This window comes from Streptomyces sp. NPDC028910 (genome assembly GCF_055564955.1).
The window spans coordinates 1916-18695 of record NZ_JBVHVF010000005.1; the positions used below are offsets into that span (position 1 = coordinate 1916).

Annotated in this window: 9 protein-coding genes; 7 read left to right on the plus strand and 2 right to left on the minus strand. The window is 74.0% G+C overall.

Annotated features, from left to right (window positions below; translation table 11 throughout):
- Positions 1-129: 129 nt before the first annotated feature.
- On the minus strand, positions 130-2943 hold the full coding sequence (locus ACZ4TV_RS08960; RefSeq protein WP_468132290.1) for a lysylphosphatidylglycerol synthase transmembrane domain-containing protein: 2814 nt from the start codon (positions 2941-2943) through the stop codon (positions 130-132).
- A gap of 119 nt (positions 2944-3062) precedes the next feature.
- Between ACZ4TV_RS08960 and ACZ4TV_RS08965 the strand changes: the two genes are divergently transcribed.
- The 5 genes from ACZ4TV_RS08965 to nudC all read left to right on the plus strand — a co-directional run bounded on the left by ACZ4TV_RS08965 (position 3063) and on the right by nudC (position 13489).
- Complete coding sequence (locus ACZ4TV_RS08965) at positions 3063-3419, plus strand: MGMT family protein (RefSeq protein ID WP_468132292.1); 357 nt, start codon at positions 3063-3065, stop codon at positions 3417-3419.
- A gap of 300 nt (positions 3420-3719) precedes the next feature.
- A complete protein-coding gene (locus ACZ4TV_RS08970) occupies positions 3720-7148 on the plus strand; it encodes an ATP-dependent helicase (protein ID WP_468132836.1) in 3429 nt (1142 codons plus the stop codon).
- Between the two features lie 35 nt (positions 7149-7183).
- Complete coding sequence (locus ACZ4TV_RS08975; protein ID WP_468132294.1) at positions 7184-11038, plus strand: UvrD-helicase domain-containing protein; 3855 nt, start codon at positions 7184-7186, stop codon at positions 11036-11038.
- 10 nt (positions 11039-11048) lie between these two features.
- Complete coding sequence (locus tag ACZ4TV_RS08980) at positions 11049-12455, plus strand: dipeptidase (protein WP_468132296.1); 1407 nt, start codon at positions 11049-11051, stop codon at positions 12453-12455.
- A gap of 92 nt (positions 12456-12547) precedes the next feature.
- Positions 12548-13489 (plus strand): NAD(+) diphosphatase, encoded by a 942-nt coding sequence (gene nudC, locus ACZ4TV_RS08985; RefSeq protein WP_468132298.1) that lies wholly within the window; start codon positions 12548-12550, stop codon positions 13487-13489.
- A gap of 100 nt (positions 13490-13589) precedes the next feature.
- Here nudC and ACZ4TV_RS08990 read toward each other — a convergent pair whose 3' ends face one another.
- Positions 13590-13850: a mycoredoxin gene (locus ACZ4TV_RS08990; protein WP_468132300.1), complete on the minus strand. Its 261-nt coding sequence runs from the start codon at positions 13848-13850 to the stop codon at positions 13590-13592.
- A 175-nt stretch (positions 13851-14025) separates the two neighbouring features.
- Here ACZ4TV_RS08990 and ACZ4TV_RS08995 point away from each other — a divergent pair, with 175 nt between their 5' ends.
- On the plus strand, positions 14026-16188 hold the full coding sequence (locus tag ACZ4TV_RS08995) for an ATP-dependent DNA helicase UvrD2 (protein WP_468132302.1): 2163 nt from the start codon (positions 14026-14028) through the stop codon (positions 16186-16188).
- A 167-nt stretch (positions 16189-16355) separates the two neighbouring features.
- The gene (locus ACZ4TV_RS09000) at positions 16356-16694 is read left to right on the plus strand and encodes a hypothetical protein (RefSeq protein WP_468132304.1); all 339 of its coding nucleotides are present in this window, start codon (positions 16356-16358) and stop codon (positions 16692-16694) included.
- The last annotated feature ends 86 nt before the right edge of the window (positions 16695-16780 follow it).

Sequence of the window (16780 nt, forward strand, 5' to 3'; positions counted from 1 at the left end):
TTTCCCCTTCCCCCCCCCCCTCCCCCCCCCCCTTCCCCCCCCCCCCTCTTTCCCCCCCCCCCCCCCCCCCCCCCCCCCCCCCCCCCCCCCCGCCGAGGCTGGATGGTGCCGGCGAGGCTGGAGGGGAGGCTAGATGGCTTCCTTGCGGGTCAGGAAGTTGAACGAGATCCAGCCCGGCAGCACCGGCAGCCAGAAGGTCATCAGGCGGAACAGCAGCACCGCCGAGATCGCGACCTCCTTCTCCAGCCCCGCCGCGATCAGCCCGAGGGTCAGCGTGGTCTCCACCGCGCCCATACCGCCCGGCGTCGGCGCCGCCGACCCCAGCGCGTTGCCCGCCAGGAACACCACCGCGATGCTCGCGTAGCTGATGGCCTCGCCGCCCCCGAACGCGCGGATCGACGCGTCCAGGCACATCACGAAGCAGCCCGTCAGCAGCAGCATCCCGCCGATGCCGGTCAGCAGCTTCTTCGGCCGCTGGAGCACGTCCAGCATGCGCGGCACCACGCCCGCGAACAGGGCCCGTACCCGCGTCACGATGAACTTCCGCATGAACGGGACCGCCGTCACCACCAGCACCAGCACCGCCACCGTCAGCAGCCCCGCGATCACCGCCCGGGACGGGGTCATCTCCGGGGTCTTCTCGGTGCCGGTCAGGTAACCGAAGGACAGCAGCAGCAGGATGTGGCTGCCCAGCCCGAAGAGCTGCGAGGCGCCCACGCTGGCGACCGCGAGCCCCGGCCGGACACCCGCCCGCTGCAAGAACCGGGTGTTCAGCGCGACACCGCCCACCGCCGCCGGCGCGACCAGCTTCACGAACGACCCGGCCACCTGCGCGACCACGGTCCGCAGGAACGGCACCCGCTCCGGTACGAAGCCCAGCAGGCTCATCGCCGCCGCGACGTACGACAGCGCCGAGAAGGCGAGGGCCGCCCCGACCCAGCCCCACTGCGCCTCGCCGATGATGGTCCCGAAGTCCACGTGGGCGAGCTGCGTGAGCAGGAAGTACGCACCGAACGCACCCGCGATGAACGACACCAGCGTCCGCGGCCGGATCCGCTCCAGCCGGGCCGGCTCCACCGGCGCCTGCGGGCGGATCAGCAGCACCTGCTGGCGGATCTGGCTCAGCAGATCCTCCTCGCGCGCCCCGTCCAGCGCGTCGTCCAGGGCCTTCTTCTCGGCCTTCCGGTCGGCGGCGGCCGAGGCGGAGACCGGGGTGGCGGAGGTCGCGGACTCCGCCTCGCGCGCCGCCTTCGCCGCCCGCGAGGACTCCAGTACGGCTTCCCGCTGCCGCTCGGCCCGCTCCCGGGCCAGCTTGCGCAGCGTCGCCCGGGTGGAACGGCTCAGTGCGATCGGCTGGAGCAGCGGCAGGCAGTCCGCCACCGAGTCAGGGCCGAGCACCGACACCGCCGAGGCCACCGCCCGCTCAGCGCCGACCCGCAGGCCGAGCGTGGTCAGCAACTGTGCGATGTCCATGCGCAGCACCAGGTCGCCGGCCGCGATCTCGCCGCCCCGCAGGTCGGTGAGGATGACATTGCCGGAACGATCCACCACGAGGGCGTCCCCGGTGAGCCTGCGGTGCGCGATCCGTCGCGATTGCAGGGCCCGTACCTGCTCCCACGCGTTGCGGCTCAGCTCGTCGGTGATCTCCTCGTCGGAGAGCGCGTCCAGGGTCCGGCCGCCCAGGTGCTCGTAGACGAGCATCACGGCGTCCGGACCGAGCTCGGAGGTGGCGATCAGCTTCGGCGCGTTGGCCCCGGCCGCGATCGCCGCGTACGCGAGGAGGGCTTCCTGCTCCAGCGCCTGGCGCAGCGACTGCAGGCTGCGCCGGGTCGTGATGCCGCGCAGGGTGAGCCGGCGCCAGACCCGGTAGAAGAAGCCCTGCGCCTGCTGCTCGCGGTCGACGACGGTGACGTCGAGCGGCGGCCCGTCCTCCAGGGTGACGTGGTAGCGGCGGCCCCGGTCGCTCACCTCGGGGGCCTCGGGGCCCTCGGCGGTCTCGGCGCGCATCGCGCTGACCGGCTGGAAGCCGACCCGGCGCAGTCCGGCGAGGAGGTTCTGCCCGGTGGGGCGCACGTTGGGCGAGCCGACCGCGTACAGGGTGCCGTACGCGACGCTCCAGCCGATCAGCACGGTGAGGATGATCGAAAAGGGGGTGGTGTACCCGTTGACCAGCATGGTGAGGGCGTTGAGCAGCAGGACCACCCACAGCGCGACGCGCCAGTGGGGCCTGCGGGTCATGCCGACCGCGGTCATGTACGCGATGACGGGCGCGAGGTAGCCGTGCACCGGGTCGGTGAGGGCCCCGCCGCCCGCCGAACGGGTGAGCGCGTCCTGGATGGTGTCGGGGGCGGCCTGGGAGACCCACAGGTCGGTGGCGAGGGTGACCCCGTGGGCGAGGACGGCGGCGAGCACGCCGTCGGCGATGCGCAGCCCGTCGCGTTTGATCAGCCGCTCGATGGCGAAGGCGACGGGGAGCAGCAGCACCGCGATGCTGGACACGAGCGCGGCGACCGTGATCAGCAGGACCGGGGCCTGGCCGGTGCCCTTGTTGATGTCCTCCTCCAGGCCGACCGTGGTGCCGTGGGCGAAGGCGGCGATGCCGAGCAGGACGGCGATGCCGAGGATGCCGACGAGGAGGCGTACGAGGTCGGAGGGCCGGTGCACGCGGGCGGCGAGCAGCGGTTCGTCGACCTCGACCGGGTCGGTGGCCGAGGGGGTGTGGCCGTGCGGGCTGCCCTCCGCGTCGCTGCCGGTGCCGGTGCCGGTGTTGCCGGGGGTGCCGTCGTCGGGGCGCCGGGTCTGCGGGGGCGTCTCCGGGCGGGGGGCGGGGCGCGGGGTGGGGCCGTCGTCTGGGCGTGCGTCGTCGTCCGCCGCCGCGCCGTCCGGAGGGCTCACACCCTGCTCCTTCGTCGTCACTTCCGTCTCTTCTTGATCACGTATCACCAGTCACCGCCCGGAAGATGGTGGCACGGACCGACGGGCCATCGGGGCAGCAGGGTGCGCGCCGGTCCGGAACCACAACTTCCGCCGGCGCGCGGCCGACGTACTGCACCATGTGCCGAATGAGCGAAGAGCTGCCCGCGTACGCGGAGCGCGTGCTGGAGGTGGTCGAGCGTATTCCGCCCGGCCGGGTGATGACGTACGGGGACGTCGCCGAGTGGCTCGGCGAGGGCGGACCGCGTCAAGTCGGGCGTGTCATGGCCCTGTACGGGGGAGCCGTGCCCTGGTGGCGCGTGGTGCGGGCGGACGGCGTACCGCTGCCCGGCAGCGAGCGGCGCGCCCTGGAGCACTACCGGGCCGAGGCCACGCCGCTGCGCACGACGGCCGGCGGGGGCGGCGAGCCGCGGCTGGACATGCGTCGGGCGCGCTGGGACGGGGACCCCGGACAGGACGGCAGGCGCGACGAGGCTCACACCTGACAGCTTCGGCCATGCGCGGCTTGGACGGGCGATCGAGCGACCGTACGAAGGCCCGTACGGGGTACCCGGGGGGACTGCGCGGCGCCGCCCGGTTGCCGTAGCGTTGCCTCTTCGGCTGCCGGGCGGGCCGTCACGGCAGCACCGGCACACCACGCAGGACACGCAGACCACGCAGGACACGCACGCCACGTCGAACACGCACGCCACGCAGAACACGCACGCCACGCAGAACACGCAGACCTCGCACATGTCGCGGACCCCGCGATACCCGTAGACCCACCAGGACCGGCACCTCACGTGATCACCTCTTCCTCCGACCGCACCGAACGGCGGCGTACGCGGACCCCCGACGCGTACCGCCTCCTGCGCACCGGGCCGGAACGGGTGGATCCCCCTGTGCTGGACGCAGCGCAGCGGGCGGTGGTTGACCACCCCGGCGGACCGCTGCTGGTCCTGGCGGGACCGGGCACCGGGAAGACCACCACACTGATCGAGGCCGTCACCGCCCGGGTGGAAGCGGGGACGGACCCCGCCCGCATCCTCATCCTCACCTTCAGCCGCAAGGCGGCGGTGGAACTGCGCGATCGGACCGCCCTGCGGCTGGGCGGTGCGCGGGCTCCGCAGGCCACCACCTTCCACTCCTTCTGTTACGGCCTGGTCCGCGCCCACCAGGACACCGACCTCTTCGCCGACCCGCTGCGGCTGCTGTCCGGCCCCGAACAGGACGTGATGGTCCGCACCCTCCTGGAGGGCCAGCGCCGGATCCGTTCCATCCGGTGGCCGGACGACCTGCGGGCCGCGCTGACCACGCGCGGGTTCGCGGACGAGGTCCGGGCGGTGCTCGCCCGCGCCCGTGAGCTGGGCCTGGGCCCCTCCGCCCTCTCCTCCTTCGCCGACCGGATCGGCCGCCCGGACTGGAAGGCGGCCGCGGCCTTCCTCTCCGAGTACCTGGACGTCCTGGACATGCAGGGCACGCTGGACTACGCGGAACTCCTGCACCGCGCGGTGCTCCTGGCGGAACGCACGCCGTCCCTCGCCTCCGCCTACGACGCGATCTTCGTGGACGAGTACCAGGACACGGACGCCTCGCAGCTGCGGCTGCTGCGGGCGCTGACCGGCCGGGGCGGCACGCTGGTCGCCTTCGGCGACCCGGACCAGTCGATCTACGCCTTCCGCGGCGCCGACATCAACAACATCCTGGACTTCGAGTCCGCCTTCCCGGGCGCGTCCGTCAAGGCCCTGACCGTCGGCCGGCGCTCCGGCGCGGCCCTGCTGACGGCCACCCGCCTCCTCACCACCCGGATGCCGGTCCCGCGCCTGCCCGCGGCGGCGGTACGCGCCCACCGCGCGCTCCAGCCGACCCGGGAGGGCGGCCGGGTGGAGGTCTTCACGTACCCGACGGCCGGCGCCGAGCTGGACAACATCGCGGACATCCTGCGCCGGGCACACCTGGAGGACGGCGTGCCCTGGCAGGACATGGCCGTCCTGGTCCGCGCCGGCGGCCGCACCCTCCCGGCGATGCGCCGCGCCCTGATCTCGGCGGGAGTCCCGGCCGAGACGGACGGCACGGACATCCCCCTGCGCCACGAACCGGCCGTCGCCCCCCTCCTGACGGCCCTCCGCCTGACGGCCACCTCGGCCGCGGCCGCCGCGTCCGAAGCCGCCCTCCCGGACGCCACCTCCCCCGCCCCGCCCGCCGCCACCACCCCGCCCCCGCCCGCCACCGCGGCCGAGCCGCGCCCGGGGCGGAGCCCCGCCGACCCCGCCGACGCGGCTGACTCCGCCGACCGCGCCTTGCCCGCCACCGCGGGCGAGGCGGGGTCCTCGGGGCCGGGTCCCGAGAACGCCGCCGACGCCGCCGGAGGCGTAGAGGACGCCCTCACCCTCCTCGCCTCGCCCCTCGGCGGGATGGACGCCGCCGACCTGCGGCGCCTCGGCCGGGCCCTGCGCGACGAGGAGCGCGCCGCGGGCGTCAAGGTGCCCGCGCCCTCCGACGTCCTGCTCGCCCGCGCCCTCGCCGAGCCGGAGCGGCTCACCGCCCACGACCCCGCCTACGCCCGCGGAGCGCAGCGCCTCGGCCTGCTCCTGCGCAAGGCCCGCGAGCTGCTCCAGGGCGGCGGCACCGCCGAGGAGGCCCTGTGGATCCTCTGGGACGGCACCCCCTGGCCGCAGCGGCTGGAGCGCAGCGCCCGCCGTGGCGGCGCGGCCGGCCGTAACGCCGACCGTGACCTCGACGCCGTCTGCGCCCTCTTCGACACCGCAGCCCGCGCCGAGGAACGCACCGGCGGCCGCGGCGCGCTCAACTTCCTCGAACAACTGGAAGCGGAGGACATCGCCGCCGACACGTTGACGACCCGCGCCGTCCGCTCCGACGCCGTCCGGCTGATGACCGCCCACCGCTCCAAGGGCCTGGAGTGGTCCCTGGTCGTCGTCGCCGGCGTCCAGGAGGGCCTGTGGCCCGACCTCCGCCGCCGCGGCTCCCTCCTGGAGGCCGACCGCATCGGCCGCGACGGCCTCGCCGAGCCCCTCACCCCCGGCGCCCTGCTCGCCGAGGAACGCCGGCTCTTCTACGTCGCCGCCACCCGCGCCCGTGACCGGCTCGTCGTGACCGCCGTCAAGGCCCCCGCCGACGACGGCGATCAGCCCTCCCGCTTCCTCACCGAGCTCGGCGTGCCCCCGCGCGACATCACCGGCCGCCCCCGCCGCCCCCTCGCCGTCCCGGCGCTCGTCGCCGAGCTGCGCGCCACCACCGTCGACCCCGACGCCTCGCCCGCCCTGCGCGACGCGGCCGCCCGACGCCTCGCCCGCCTCGCCGCGCTCACCGACGACGAGGACCGCCCCCTGGTCCCCGCCGCGCACCCGCAGCGCTGGTGGGGCCTGTACGAGCCCACCCGCAGCAGCGTTCCGCTCCGCGACCGGGACCGGCCCGTCGCCCTCTCCGGCAGCGCGCTGGAACAGCTCGCCAACACCTGCTCCCTCCAGTGGTTCCTCGGCCGCGAGGTCAAGGCAGACACCCCCTCCACCGCCGCCCAGGGCTTCGGCAACGTGGTCCACGTCCTCGCCGACGAGGTCGCCTCCGGCCGCACCCCCGCCGACCTGGCCGTCCTCATGGAACGCCTCGACTCGGTGTGGGACGCCCTCGCCTTCGACGCGCCCTGGAAGTCCCGCCAGGAGAAGGACAACGCCCGCGCCGCCCTCGAACGCTTCCTGCGCTGGCACACCACCGACCGCGGGGGCCGGGCGGCCGTGGCCACGGAGCACGAGTTCGACGTCACGCTCGAAGCGGGCGACGTCGCCGTCCGCATCCGGGGATCCATGGACCGGGTCGAATCGGACCCGCAGGGGCGCGCGTACGTCGTCGACTTCAAGACCGGCAGGTCCGCTCCGACGAAGGACGAGGTCGCCCGCCACCCCCAGCTCGCCGTCTACCAGCTCGCCGTGCGCGAGGGCGCCGTGGACGAGGTCTTCGACGGCCTGCGGCCCGAGCCCGGCGGCGCCGAGCTCGTCCAGCTCCGCCAGGGCGCGCCCAAGAAGGAGGGCGGTGACGAGGTGCCGAGGATCCAGGCCCAGCAGCCGCTCGACGGGGAGTGGGTCGGCGACCTGCTCGCGACCGCCGCCGGCCGGGTGCTGGACGAGCGGTTCGCGCCCGCCGCGGGCAAGCACTGCGACCACTGTTCCTTCCGCAGCTCGTGCAGCGTCCGCCCGGAAGGCCGCCAGACGGTCGAGTGAGCGGGGATGTCGGTCCGGGCGGCTAGCCTTTTCGGGTGCCCGCGCGTCCGTCCGTCCTCACCGATCCCGAGCAGCTCAAAGAGCTCCTCGGGATCCCTTTCACGCCCGAGCAGATGGCCTGCGTCACCGCCCCGCCCGCCCCGCAGGTCGTCGTCGCCGGCGCGGGTTCCGGCAAGACCACCGTCATGGCCGCCCGCGTGGTCTGGCTGGTGGGCACCGGCGCGGTCGCGCCCGAGCAGGTCCTCGGCCTGACCTTCACCAACAAGGCCGCCGGTGAACTGTCCGAGCGCGTACGCAAGGCCCTCGCGCGGGCCGGCATCACCGACCCGGACCCCTCCCCGGCCGAGGCCGGGGCGGCCGGCGGCGAGCCCCGCATCTCGACGTACCACGCCTTCGCCGGCCAGCTCCTGAAGGACCACGGCCTGCGCATCGGCCTGGAGCCCAGCTCCCGCCTCCTCGCCGACGCCACCCGCTTCCAGCTCGCCGCGAAGGTGCTGCGCGAGGCGCCCGGCCCGTACCCCGCGCTCACCAAGTCCGTCCCCGACCTGGTCGGTGACCTCCTCGCGCTCGACGCCGAGCTCTCCGAGCACTTGGTCGAGCCGGAGCGCCTGCGGATCCACGACACCGAGCTGCTGGATGTGCTCGCCGACACCAAGCTCACCAACGAAGACCTGCGCAAGGTCCCGGAGGCCGTCCGCGGCCGCCTCGAACTGCTGGAACTGGTCAGCCGCTACCGCGCCGCCAAACGCTCCCGCGACCTCTTCGACTTCAGCGACCAGATAGCCCTCTCCGCGCACCTCGCCACCACCCGGCCCGAGGTGGGGGCGCTGCTGCGCGAGGAGTACCGGGTGGTCCTGCTCGACGAGTACCAGGACACCTCCGTCGCGCAGCGGATGCTGCTCTCCGGCCTCTTCGGCGCGGGCTCCGGCCACGCCGTCACCGCCGTCGGCGACCCCTGCCAGGCGATCTACGGCTGGCGCGGGGCCTCCGTGGCCAACCTCGACGACTTCCCCGAGCACTTCCCGCACGCCGACGGGAGCCCCGCCACCCGGCTCTCCCTCAGCGAGAACCGGCGCAGCGGCGGCCGCCTGCTGGACCTGGCCAACGGGCTCGCCGCCCCGCTGCGCGCCCTGCACGAGGGCGTGGAGGCGCTGCGCCCCGCGCCGGGGGCCGAGGGCGCGGGCCAGGTCCGCTGCGCCCTGCTGGAGACCCACGCGCAGGAGCTCGACTGGCTCGCCGACTCCGTCGCCCATCTGGTCCGCACCGGGACGGAGCCGCGCGAGATCGCCGTACTGTGCCGGTCCGCGGGGGACTTCGCGCAGATCCAGGCCGTGCTGGTGGACCGGGACGTGCCGGTGGAGGTCGTCGGCCTCTCCGGGCTGCTGCACCTGCCGGAGGTCGCGGACCTCGTGGCCGTCTGCGAGGTCCTCCAGGACCCCGGCGCCAACGCCTCCCTCGTCCGGCTGCTCATCGGCCCGCGCTGGCGGATCGGCGCCCGCGACCTGGCGCTGCTGGGCCGCCGGGCGCGGCTCATGGTGGGGCGGTCGGCGCCGTCCGGCGCGGACCCGGACGAACGGCTGGCGGCGGCCGTGGAGGGCGTGGACCCGGCGGAGATCGTGTCGCTGGCAGACGCCCTGGAGACCTTCCTCGACGGCGCGGGCCAGGCGCCGGACGACCTCCCCTTCTCGGCGGAGGCCCGGATCCGCTTCGCCCACCTCGCGCAGGAGCTGCGCGACCTGCGGCGCTCCCTCGCCGACCCGCTGATGGACGTACTGCACCGGGTGCTGTCCGCCACCGGCCTGGAAGTGGAACTGTCCGCATCCCCGCACGCGCTGGCGGCCCGCCGGCGCGAGACGCTGTCGAACTTCATGGACGTGGCGGCCGGTTTCGCCGCCCTGGACGGCGAGGCGTCCCTGCTGGCGTTCCTGGCCTTCCTGCGTACGGCCGCCCAGTACGAGAAGGGCCTCGACCACGCCCTGCCGGGCGGGGAGAACACGGTCAAGGTGCTCACCGCCCACAAGTCCAAGGGCCTGGAGTGGGACGTGGTGGTCGTCCCGGACCTGTGCGCGGGCTCCTTCCCGAAGGAGAAGGCACCGGAGGCCTGGACCTCGTACGCGAAGGTCCTGCCGTACGCGCTGCGCGGCGACGCCCCCACCCTGCCCGGCGACCCGGCCTGGACCTCGGCGGGCCTGAGGTCCTTCAAGGCCGCCCTCAAGCACCACAAGTCGGTGGAGGAGCTCCGCCTCGGCTACGTGACCTTCACCCGCCCGCGCTCCCTCCTGCTGGCCTCGGGCCACTGGTGGGGCCCGACCCAGAAGAAGCGCCGCGGCCCGTCGCCGTTCCTGCAGGCCCTGTACGAGCACTGCGCGGCCGGTTTCGGGGAGATCGAGGCCTGGGCGGACGAGCCCGACCCCGCCGCCGAGAATCCGGCCCTGTCCGACGGCTCCACCCCCGACCACTCCTGGCCCCTGCCGCTCGACCCGCACTCCCTCACCCTCCGCCGCGCGGCGGCCGCCCTGGTGGAGTCCTACCTCGCGACCCCGCCCCCGGCCCCGCCCCAGGACGACCCCTACCTCTGGCCCCCGCACTGCGAAGAGCCGTCCGAAGCCGACGCCGCCCCCTGGCCGGAGCCCGACCCCTGGACCGCTGCCGACGCAGCCGACCCCGAGGCCGCGGCCCCGACCCGTGCCCCGGGCGGCCCCCCACACACCGACCTCTGGCCGGAGGCCGACCTCTCGGCGCCCGCTGGCGCAGCGAGGCCCAGCCGCCCGCACGCGGCGGAGCCGCACCCCGACGCCGACACAACCGGCCCTGCGGCCGAGGGCCCGACCCCGGCCGGGGGCCGGGGCAGCGCCCCGCACGCGGCGGAGCCGCACCCTGACCTGTGGCCGGAGGCCGAGGGCTGGGCCCCGCACGCGGCGGAGCCGCATGCCGACCTGTGGCCGGAGGCCGGGGCCGCAGGGCCGGCCCCCGTCGGGGTCCGGGGCAGCGCCCCGGTTTCGGGAAGGGGCGGGGCGGGGGAAGGAACCGGCCCGGCCGACCCCGCCGACCCGCACGGTGACGACCTCTGGCCGGAGGCCGACCTCTGGGCTGCTGCCGACGGCAGGCCCGAAGCCCGCACCCGCGACGGCGACGCCCGGCTCACGCCGGAAGAGGCACGGGCCGTCGCCTCCTGGGACCGGGACCTCGACGCCCTCGAGGGCGAGCTCCGCCGTGCCCGCGCGGCCGTCCGCGACGTCGAGCTGCCCGCCGCCCTCACCGCCAGCCAGCTGCTCCGGCTCGCCGCCGACGAGCAGGGCTTCGTACGCGACCTCGCCCGCCCCATGCCCAAGCCCCCCCAGCCCGCCGCCCGCCAGGGCACCCGCTTCCACGCCTGGGTCGAGTCCCGCTTCGACGAGCTCCCGCTCCCCTTCCTCGACGTCCTCGACCCCGTCACCGACCTCCCCGGCGCCGGCTCCGGCCAGGAGATCGCCGACGAGGCCGACCTCGACTCCCTCAAGGCCGCCTTCGAGCGCAGCCCGTACGCCGACCGGCCCCCCCACCGCATGGAGGCCCCGGTCCAGCTCACCCTCGCCGGCCGCGTCATCCGCGGCCGGATCGACGCCGTCTACAAGACCACCACGGACGAGAACGGCGACTCGTACGACTCGTACGAGATCGTCGACTGGAAGACCGGCCGGACCACCGAGGCCGACCCCCTCCAGCTCGCCGTCTACCGGCTGGCCTGGGCGGAAGCCACCGGCACCCCGCTCGCCCGGGTCACCGCCGCCTTCCTGCACGTCCGCAGCGGCCGCGTGATCCGCCCCCGCAACCTCCCCGACCGGGCCCGCCTTGAGCGGATCCTCCAAGGCGAATCGGCCCCGGACGGTGACCATCAGGTGGACAGCTAGGCTCGGGGGCATGAGCGACACCCCGCCGGACAGCGTCGTCCGCACGTACATCGACACCCACCGCGCCGCCTTCCTCGACGACCTCGCCGAGTGGCTCCGCATTCCCTCCGTCTCGGCCCAGCCCGAGCACGCGGGCGACGTACGCCGCAGCGCCGAATGGCTCACCGCGAAGCTCAAGGAGACCGGCTTCCCGGTCGCCGAGGTCTGGGAGACGCACGGCGCCCCCGCCGTCTTCGCGCACTGGCCGAGCGAGGACCCGTACGCCCCCACCGTCCTCGTGTACGGGCACCACGACGTGCAGCCCGCCGCCCTCGCCGACGGCTGGCACACCGACCCGTTCGAGCCGGTGATCCGCGACGGCCGGATGTACGGGCGCGGCGCCGCCGACGACAAGGGGCAGGTGTTCTTCCACACCCTCGGCGTACGGGCCCACCTGGCCGCCACCGGCGCCGCCGCCCCCGCCGTGAACCTCAAGCTCCTCGTCGAGGGCGAGGAGGAGTCCGGCTCCCCGAACTTCCGCGCGCTCGTGGAGGCCCGCGCCGCCGAGCTCGCCGCCGACGTCGTGATCGTCTCCGACACCGGGATGTGGTCCGAGACCACGCCCACCGTCTGCACCGGCATGCGCGGCGTCGCCGACTGCGAGATCGACTTCCACGGCCCGGACCAGGACATCCACTCCGGCGCCTTCGGCGGGGCCGTGCCCAATCCGGTCGCCGTCGCCGCCCGCCTGGTCGCCGCCCTGCACGACGACGAGGGGCGGGTCACGATCCCCGGCTTCTACGACAACATCGCCGAGCTCACCGAGGCGGAGCGCGCGCTCATCGCCGAGCTGCCCTTCGACGAGGACGAGTGGCTGCGTACGGCCAAGTCCCACGCGGCCTCCGGCGAGGCCGGGTATTCCACCCTGGAGCGCGTCTGGGCCCGCCCGACGGCCGAGGTCAACGGCATCGGCGGCGGCTACCAGGGCCCCGGCGGCAAGACCATCGTGCCCGCCTCCGCCCACCTGAAGCTGTCGTTCCGCCTGGTGTCGGGGCAGGACCCGTACGAGGTCGAAGCCGCCGTCAGGGACTGGGTCGCGGCTCGGATCCCGGAGGGGATCCGCCACTCCATCATCTTCGGCGCACCGACCCGCCCGTGCCTGACCCCGCTGGACCACCCGGCCCTGCAGTCCGTCGTACGGGCGATGGGCCGCGCCTTCGGCCAGAAGATCCGCTTCACCCGTGAGGGCGGCTCCGGACCCGCGGCGGACCTCCAGGACGTCCTGGACGCGCCCGTCCTCTTCCTCGGCATCTCGGTACCGTCCGACGGCTGGCACTCGCCGAACGAGAAGGTCGAGCTGGACCTCCTGCTCAAGGGCGTCGAGACGACGGCCTACCTCTGGGGAGACCTGGCCGCCGCCCACCGCACGACCGCCTGACCGCCTGACCGCCAAACCGCCTGACCGCCAGACCGCCTGACCCGACGCACGCACCTGTCGAACCGAGCCTGCCTGTCCCACCCCCGGGGGAGTTGGAAGTACCTGTGAGCATCCATACCGAGCGCCCTCTCTCGCTCGCCGCGCCCAGCGGAATCGACCGTGCAGCGCACCACCGCCTCGACGAGGCCTGGCTCGCCGCCGCCTGGAGCCACCCGACGACCCGCGTCTTCGTCGTCTCCGGCGGCCAGGTCCTGATCGACGACACCCCCGACGGCGGCACCGGCATCGTGATGACTCCGGCCTTCGAGGCCCCGGTCACCGAGACCCACCGCTACTTCCTGGGCACCGACGAGGACGGCGTACGGTACTTCGCGCTCCAGAAGGACGCGCTGCCCGGCCGGATGGACCAGTCGGCCCGCCCGGCCGGCCTGCGCGAGGCCGGACTGCTGCTCTCCCAGCGCGACGCCGGGCTGATGGTGCACGCGGTGGCGCTGGAGAACTGGCAGCGGATGCACCGCTTCTGCTCCCGCTGCGGCGAGCGCACGGTGGTCGCCGCCGCCGGGCACATCCGCCGCTGCCCGGGCTGTGGCGCCGAGCACTACCCGCGCACCGACCCGGCCGTGATCATGCTGGTCACGGACGAGCAGGACCGCGCGCTGCTGGGCCGCCAGGTGCACTGGCCGGAGGGCCGCTTCTCGACCCTCGCCGGGTTCGTGGAGCCGGGCGAGTCGATCGAGCAGTCCGTCGTGCGCGAGGTCTGGGAGGAGGCGGGCGTCAGGGTCGGCGAGGTCGAGTACGTGGCCAGCCAGCCGTGGCCCTTCCCGTACAGCCTGATGCTGGGCTTCACGGCCCGGGCCACCACGTCCGAGATCACGGTGGACGGCGAGGAGATCCAGGAGGCCCGCTGGTTCTCGCGCGAGGAGCTGCGCGCGGCGTTCGAGACGGGCGAGGTGCTGCCGCCGTCGGGGATCTCCATCGCCGCCCGGCTGGTCGAGCGCTGGTACGGCGAGCCGCTGCCGAAGTCGGCGGCGTAACGTTCGTCACACCGGAAAGGCCCCCGCCGAGGCGGGGGCCTTTCCGGTGCTCGACCGGTGCTCGCCCGGCGTTCGCCCGGTGCTCGGTCGTCGGGCTCGCTCAGACGGCGAGGGCCTGCTTGACCTGGGCCAGGCTCGGGTTCGTCATGACCGACTCGCTGCCGCCGACGGACTTCACGAGCACGGTGGGAACGGTCTGGTTGCCGCCGTTGGCCTTCTCCACGAACGCCGCGGACTCCGGGTCGAGCTCGATGTTGATCTCGTTGTACGCGATGCCTTCCCGGTCCAGCTGGGTCTTCAGCCGACGGCAGTAGCCGCACCAGGTCGTGCTGTACATCGTGACGGTGCCCGTGTCCTGCATGCTGCGCTCTCCTTCGTGAAGGCTCGGTGGTCCGAGTACTCGAACGTACGCGACCCCACGGCCATTCCCGTCCCGTACGGGCGTCTGCGCGCAGCCGGTGTGACTGATACGACGGATACGTGCGGCCTGTGGACGGTTTTCCCGCCCGCCCCACGAGACCTGGCAGCATGGCGGGGTGACAGCAGCAACGCACTCCCCATCCTTCTCCGCCGCCGACTCGGCCGACGCGGTGCTCCTGGGCCTGGACCCGGAGCAGCGCGAGGTCGCGACGACCCTGCGGGGGCCGGTGTGCGTGCTGGCGGGTGCCGGTACCGGCAAGACCCGCGCGATCACCCACCGCATCGCCTACGGCGTCCAGTCCGGCCAGCTCATGCCGGCCAGTGTGCTGGCCGTCACCTTCACCAACCGCGCCGCCGGAGAGATGCGCGGCCGCCTGCGCACCCTGGGCGCGGGCGGTGTCCAGGCGCGGACCTTCCACTCCGCCGCGCTGCGCCAGCTCCAGTACTTCTGGCCCAAGGCGGTCGGCGGGGACGTGCCCCGGCTGCTGGAGCGCAAGATCCAGCTCGTCGCCGAGGCCGGCGCGCGCTGCCGCATCCGCCTCGACCGGGGCGAGCTGCGCGATGTCACCGGCGAGATCGAGTGGGCCAAGGTCACCCAGACGGTGCCCGCCGACTATCCGGCGGCCGCCCTCAAGTCGGGCCGCGAGGCACCCCGGGACATGGCCGAGATCGCCCAGATCTACGGGACGTACGAGCAGCTCAAGCGCGACCGCGGCATGATCGACTTCGAGGACGTGCTGCTCCTGACCGTCGGCATCCTCCAGGACCGGCACGACATCGCCGAGCAGATCCGCGCCCAGTACCAGCACTTCGTGGTCGACGAGTACCAGGACGTCAGCCCCCTGCAGCAGCGGCTGCTGGACCTGTGGCTCGGCGAGCGCGACAGCCTCTGCGTCGTCGGCGACGCCAGCCAGACCATCTACTCCTTCACCGGCGCCACCCCCGACCACCTGCTCAACTTCCGCACCCGCTACCCGCAGGCCACCGTGGTCAAGCTGGTCCGCGACTACCGCTCCACGCCCCAGGTGGTCCACCTCGCCAACGGGCTCCTGAACCAGGCCAAGGGACGGGCCGCCGAGCACCGCCTGGAGCTGATCTCCCAGCGCGAGGCCGGCCCCGACCCCGTCTACGCCGAGTACCCGGACGAGCCCGCCGAGGCCGAGGGCGTCGCACGCCGGATCCGGGACCTGATCGCGGCGGGCGTCCCGGCCGGCGAGATCGCCGTGCTCTACCGCATCAACGCCCAGTCCGAGGTCTACGAGCAGGCCCTCGCCGACGCCGGGGTCCCCTACCAGCTGCGCGGAGCCGAGCGGTTCTTCGAGCGCCAAGAGGTCCAGAAGGCGACGCTCGCGCTGCGCGGAGCCGCCCGGTCCGGGGGGAACGACCCGCTGCTCGACGATGTCGTGGAGCTCGGCTCCCAGGTCCGGGCGGTGCTCAGCTCCACCGGCTGGACCACCGAGCCGCCCGCCGGCTCCGGCGCCGTGCGCGACCAGTGGGAATCGCTGGCCGCGCTGGTCCGGCTCGCCGAGGACTTCGCCCGGGCCCGGCCCGGAGCCACCCTGGCGGACCTCACGATCGAGCTGGAGGAGCGCAAGGCGGCCCAGCACGCGCCGACCGTCCAGGGCGTCACCCTGGCCTCGCTCCACGCGGCGAAGGGCCTGGAGTGGGACGCCGTGTTCCTCGTCGGCCTCACCGACGGCATGATGCCGATCACCTACGCCAAGACCGATGAGCAGGTCGAGGAGGAACGGCGGCTGCTCTACGTCGGGGTCACCCGGGCGCGGTTGCACCTGAACCTCTCCTGGGCTCTCTCCCGCGCCCCCGGCGGCCGGGCCTCCCGGCGCCCCAGCCGCTTCCTGAACGGCCTGCGGCCGGGCTCCGGCGTCCCGGGCAGCGGGCCGGGCTCCGCGGCCGACAGGGGGACGCGCAAGCGCGGGCGCCGCGGTCCGGCGCTGTGCCGGGTCTGCGGCAAGACCCTGACCGAGGCGGGCGAGCTGAAGCTGATGCGCTGTGAGGGCTGCCCGTCCGACATGGACGAAGGTCTCTACGAGCGGCTGCGGGAGTGGCGCGCGGCCCGGTCGCAGGAGCAGGGACTGCCCGCATACTGCGTCTTCACGGACAAGACGCTGATGGCGATCGCGGAGGCCGCTCCCGCCGAGGCGGGGGAGCTCTCGATGATCTCCGGAGTGGGCGGCCGCAAGCTCGAGCGGTACGGAGCCGATGTCCTGGCCATCTGCGCAGGTCAGGAGCCCGGGGTCGAGGATTCTGACGACGCGTAGAAACTCGTCGGAAAAATAGTTTGCACATGCCCAGCGAAGACCCATAGGTTCTTAGCAACGGAAACGGTGGCTTCTCCGAAGCCCTGGATCCGTGCTGTACTTATCCGAATACGCATGGGACAGGCCTTCGGGCCGAGTCCCCGAGACGCCGAGAGGAGGCGAGACCAGTGACCAGCTTCATGACCTTCACCAAAATGACCGATCGCTCGGTCGACGCTTCCTGCCTGCTCGGTTCCGTCTCCCTCCTGGGTACCGGTGTGTCCGCGATTTCCGCCGACCGCCCCGCCCTGCTGGCGACCCTTCCGGTCAGCGAGCGCAACGAGCGACCGACCCAGGCACCGGTGGCAGTACTGGCAGCAGAAGCTCGGGCGCATGGCGCCTATGGCTCCGCGGCCGCAGCCGGTGCCGCCAGGGCCGGATTCAAGCACCAGACGAAGCAGACGAAGCAGCAGCACCACCTGATGTGGGCCTTCCGTGGGCTCGAACCCTGGAGTGATCCAGCCTGATCGCATGATCAGGCCGGCGCCTTCAGGGCCGCGGAACCCCACCCGGGATCCGCGGCCCTTCTGTTTGTCCCCGAACGGGGACGACG

Excerpts from the sequence above, each read along its gene's own strand:
- ACZ4TV_RS08990 (WP_468132300.1), bottom strand. The coding sequence starts at position 13,850 with ATGCAGGACACGGGCACCGTCACGATGTACAGCACGACCTGGTGCGGC.
- ACZ4TV_RS08965 (WP_468132292.1), top strand. The coding sequence starts at position 3,063 with ATGAGCGAAGAGCTGCCCGCGTACGCGGAGCGCGTGCTGGAGGTGGTC.
- ACZ4TV_RS08980 (WP_468132296.1), top strand. The coding sequence starts at position 11,049 with ATGAGCGACACCCCGCCGGACAGCGTCGTCCGCACGTACATCGACACC.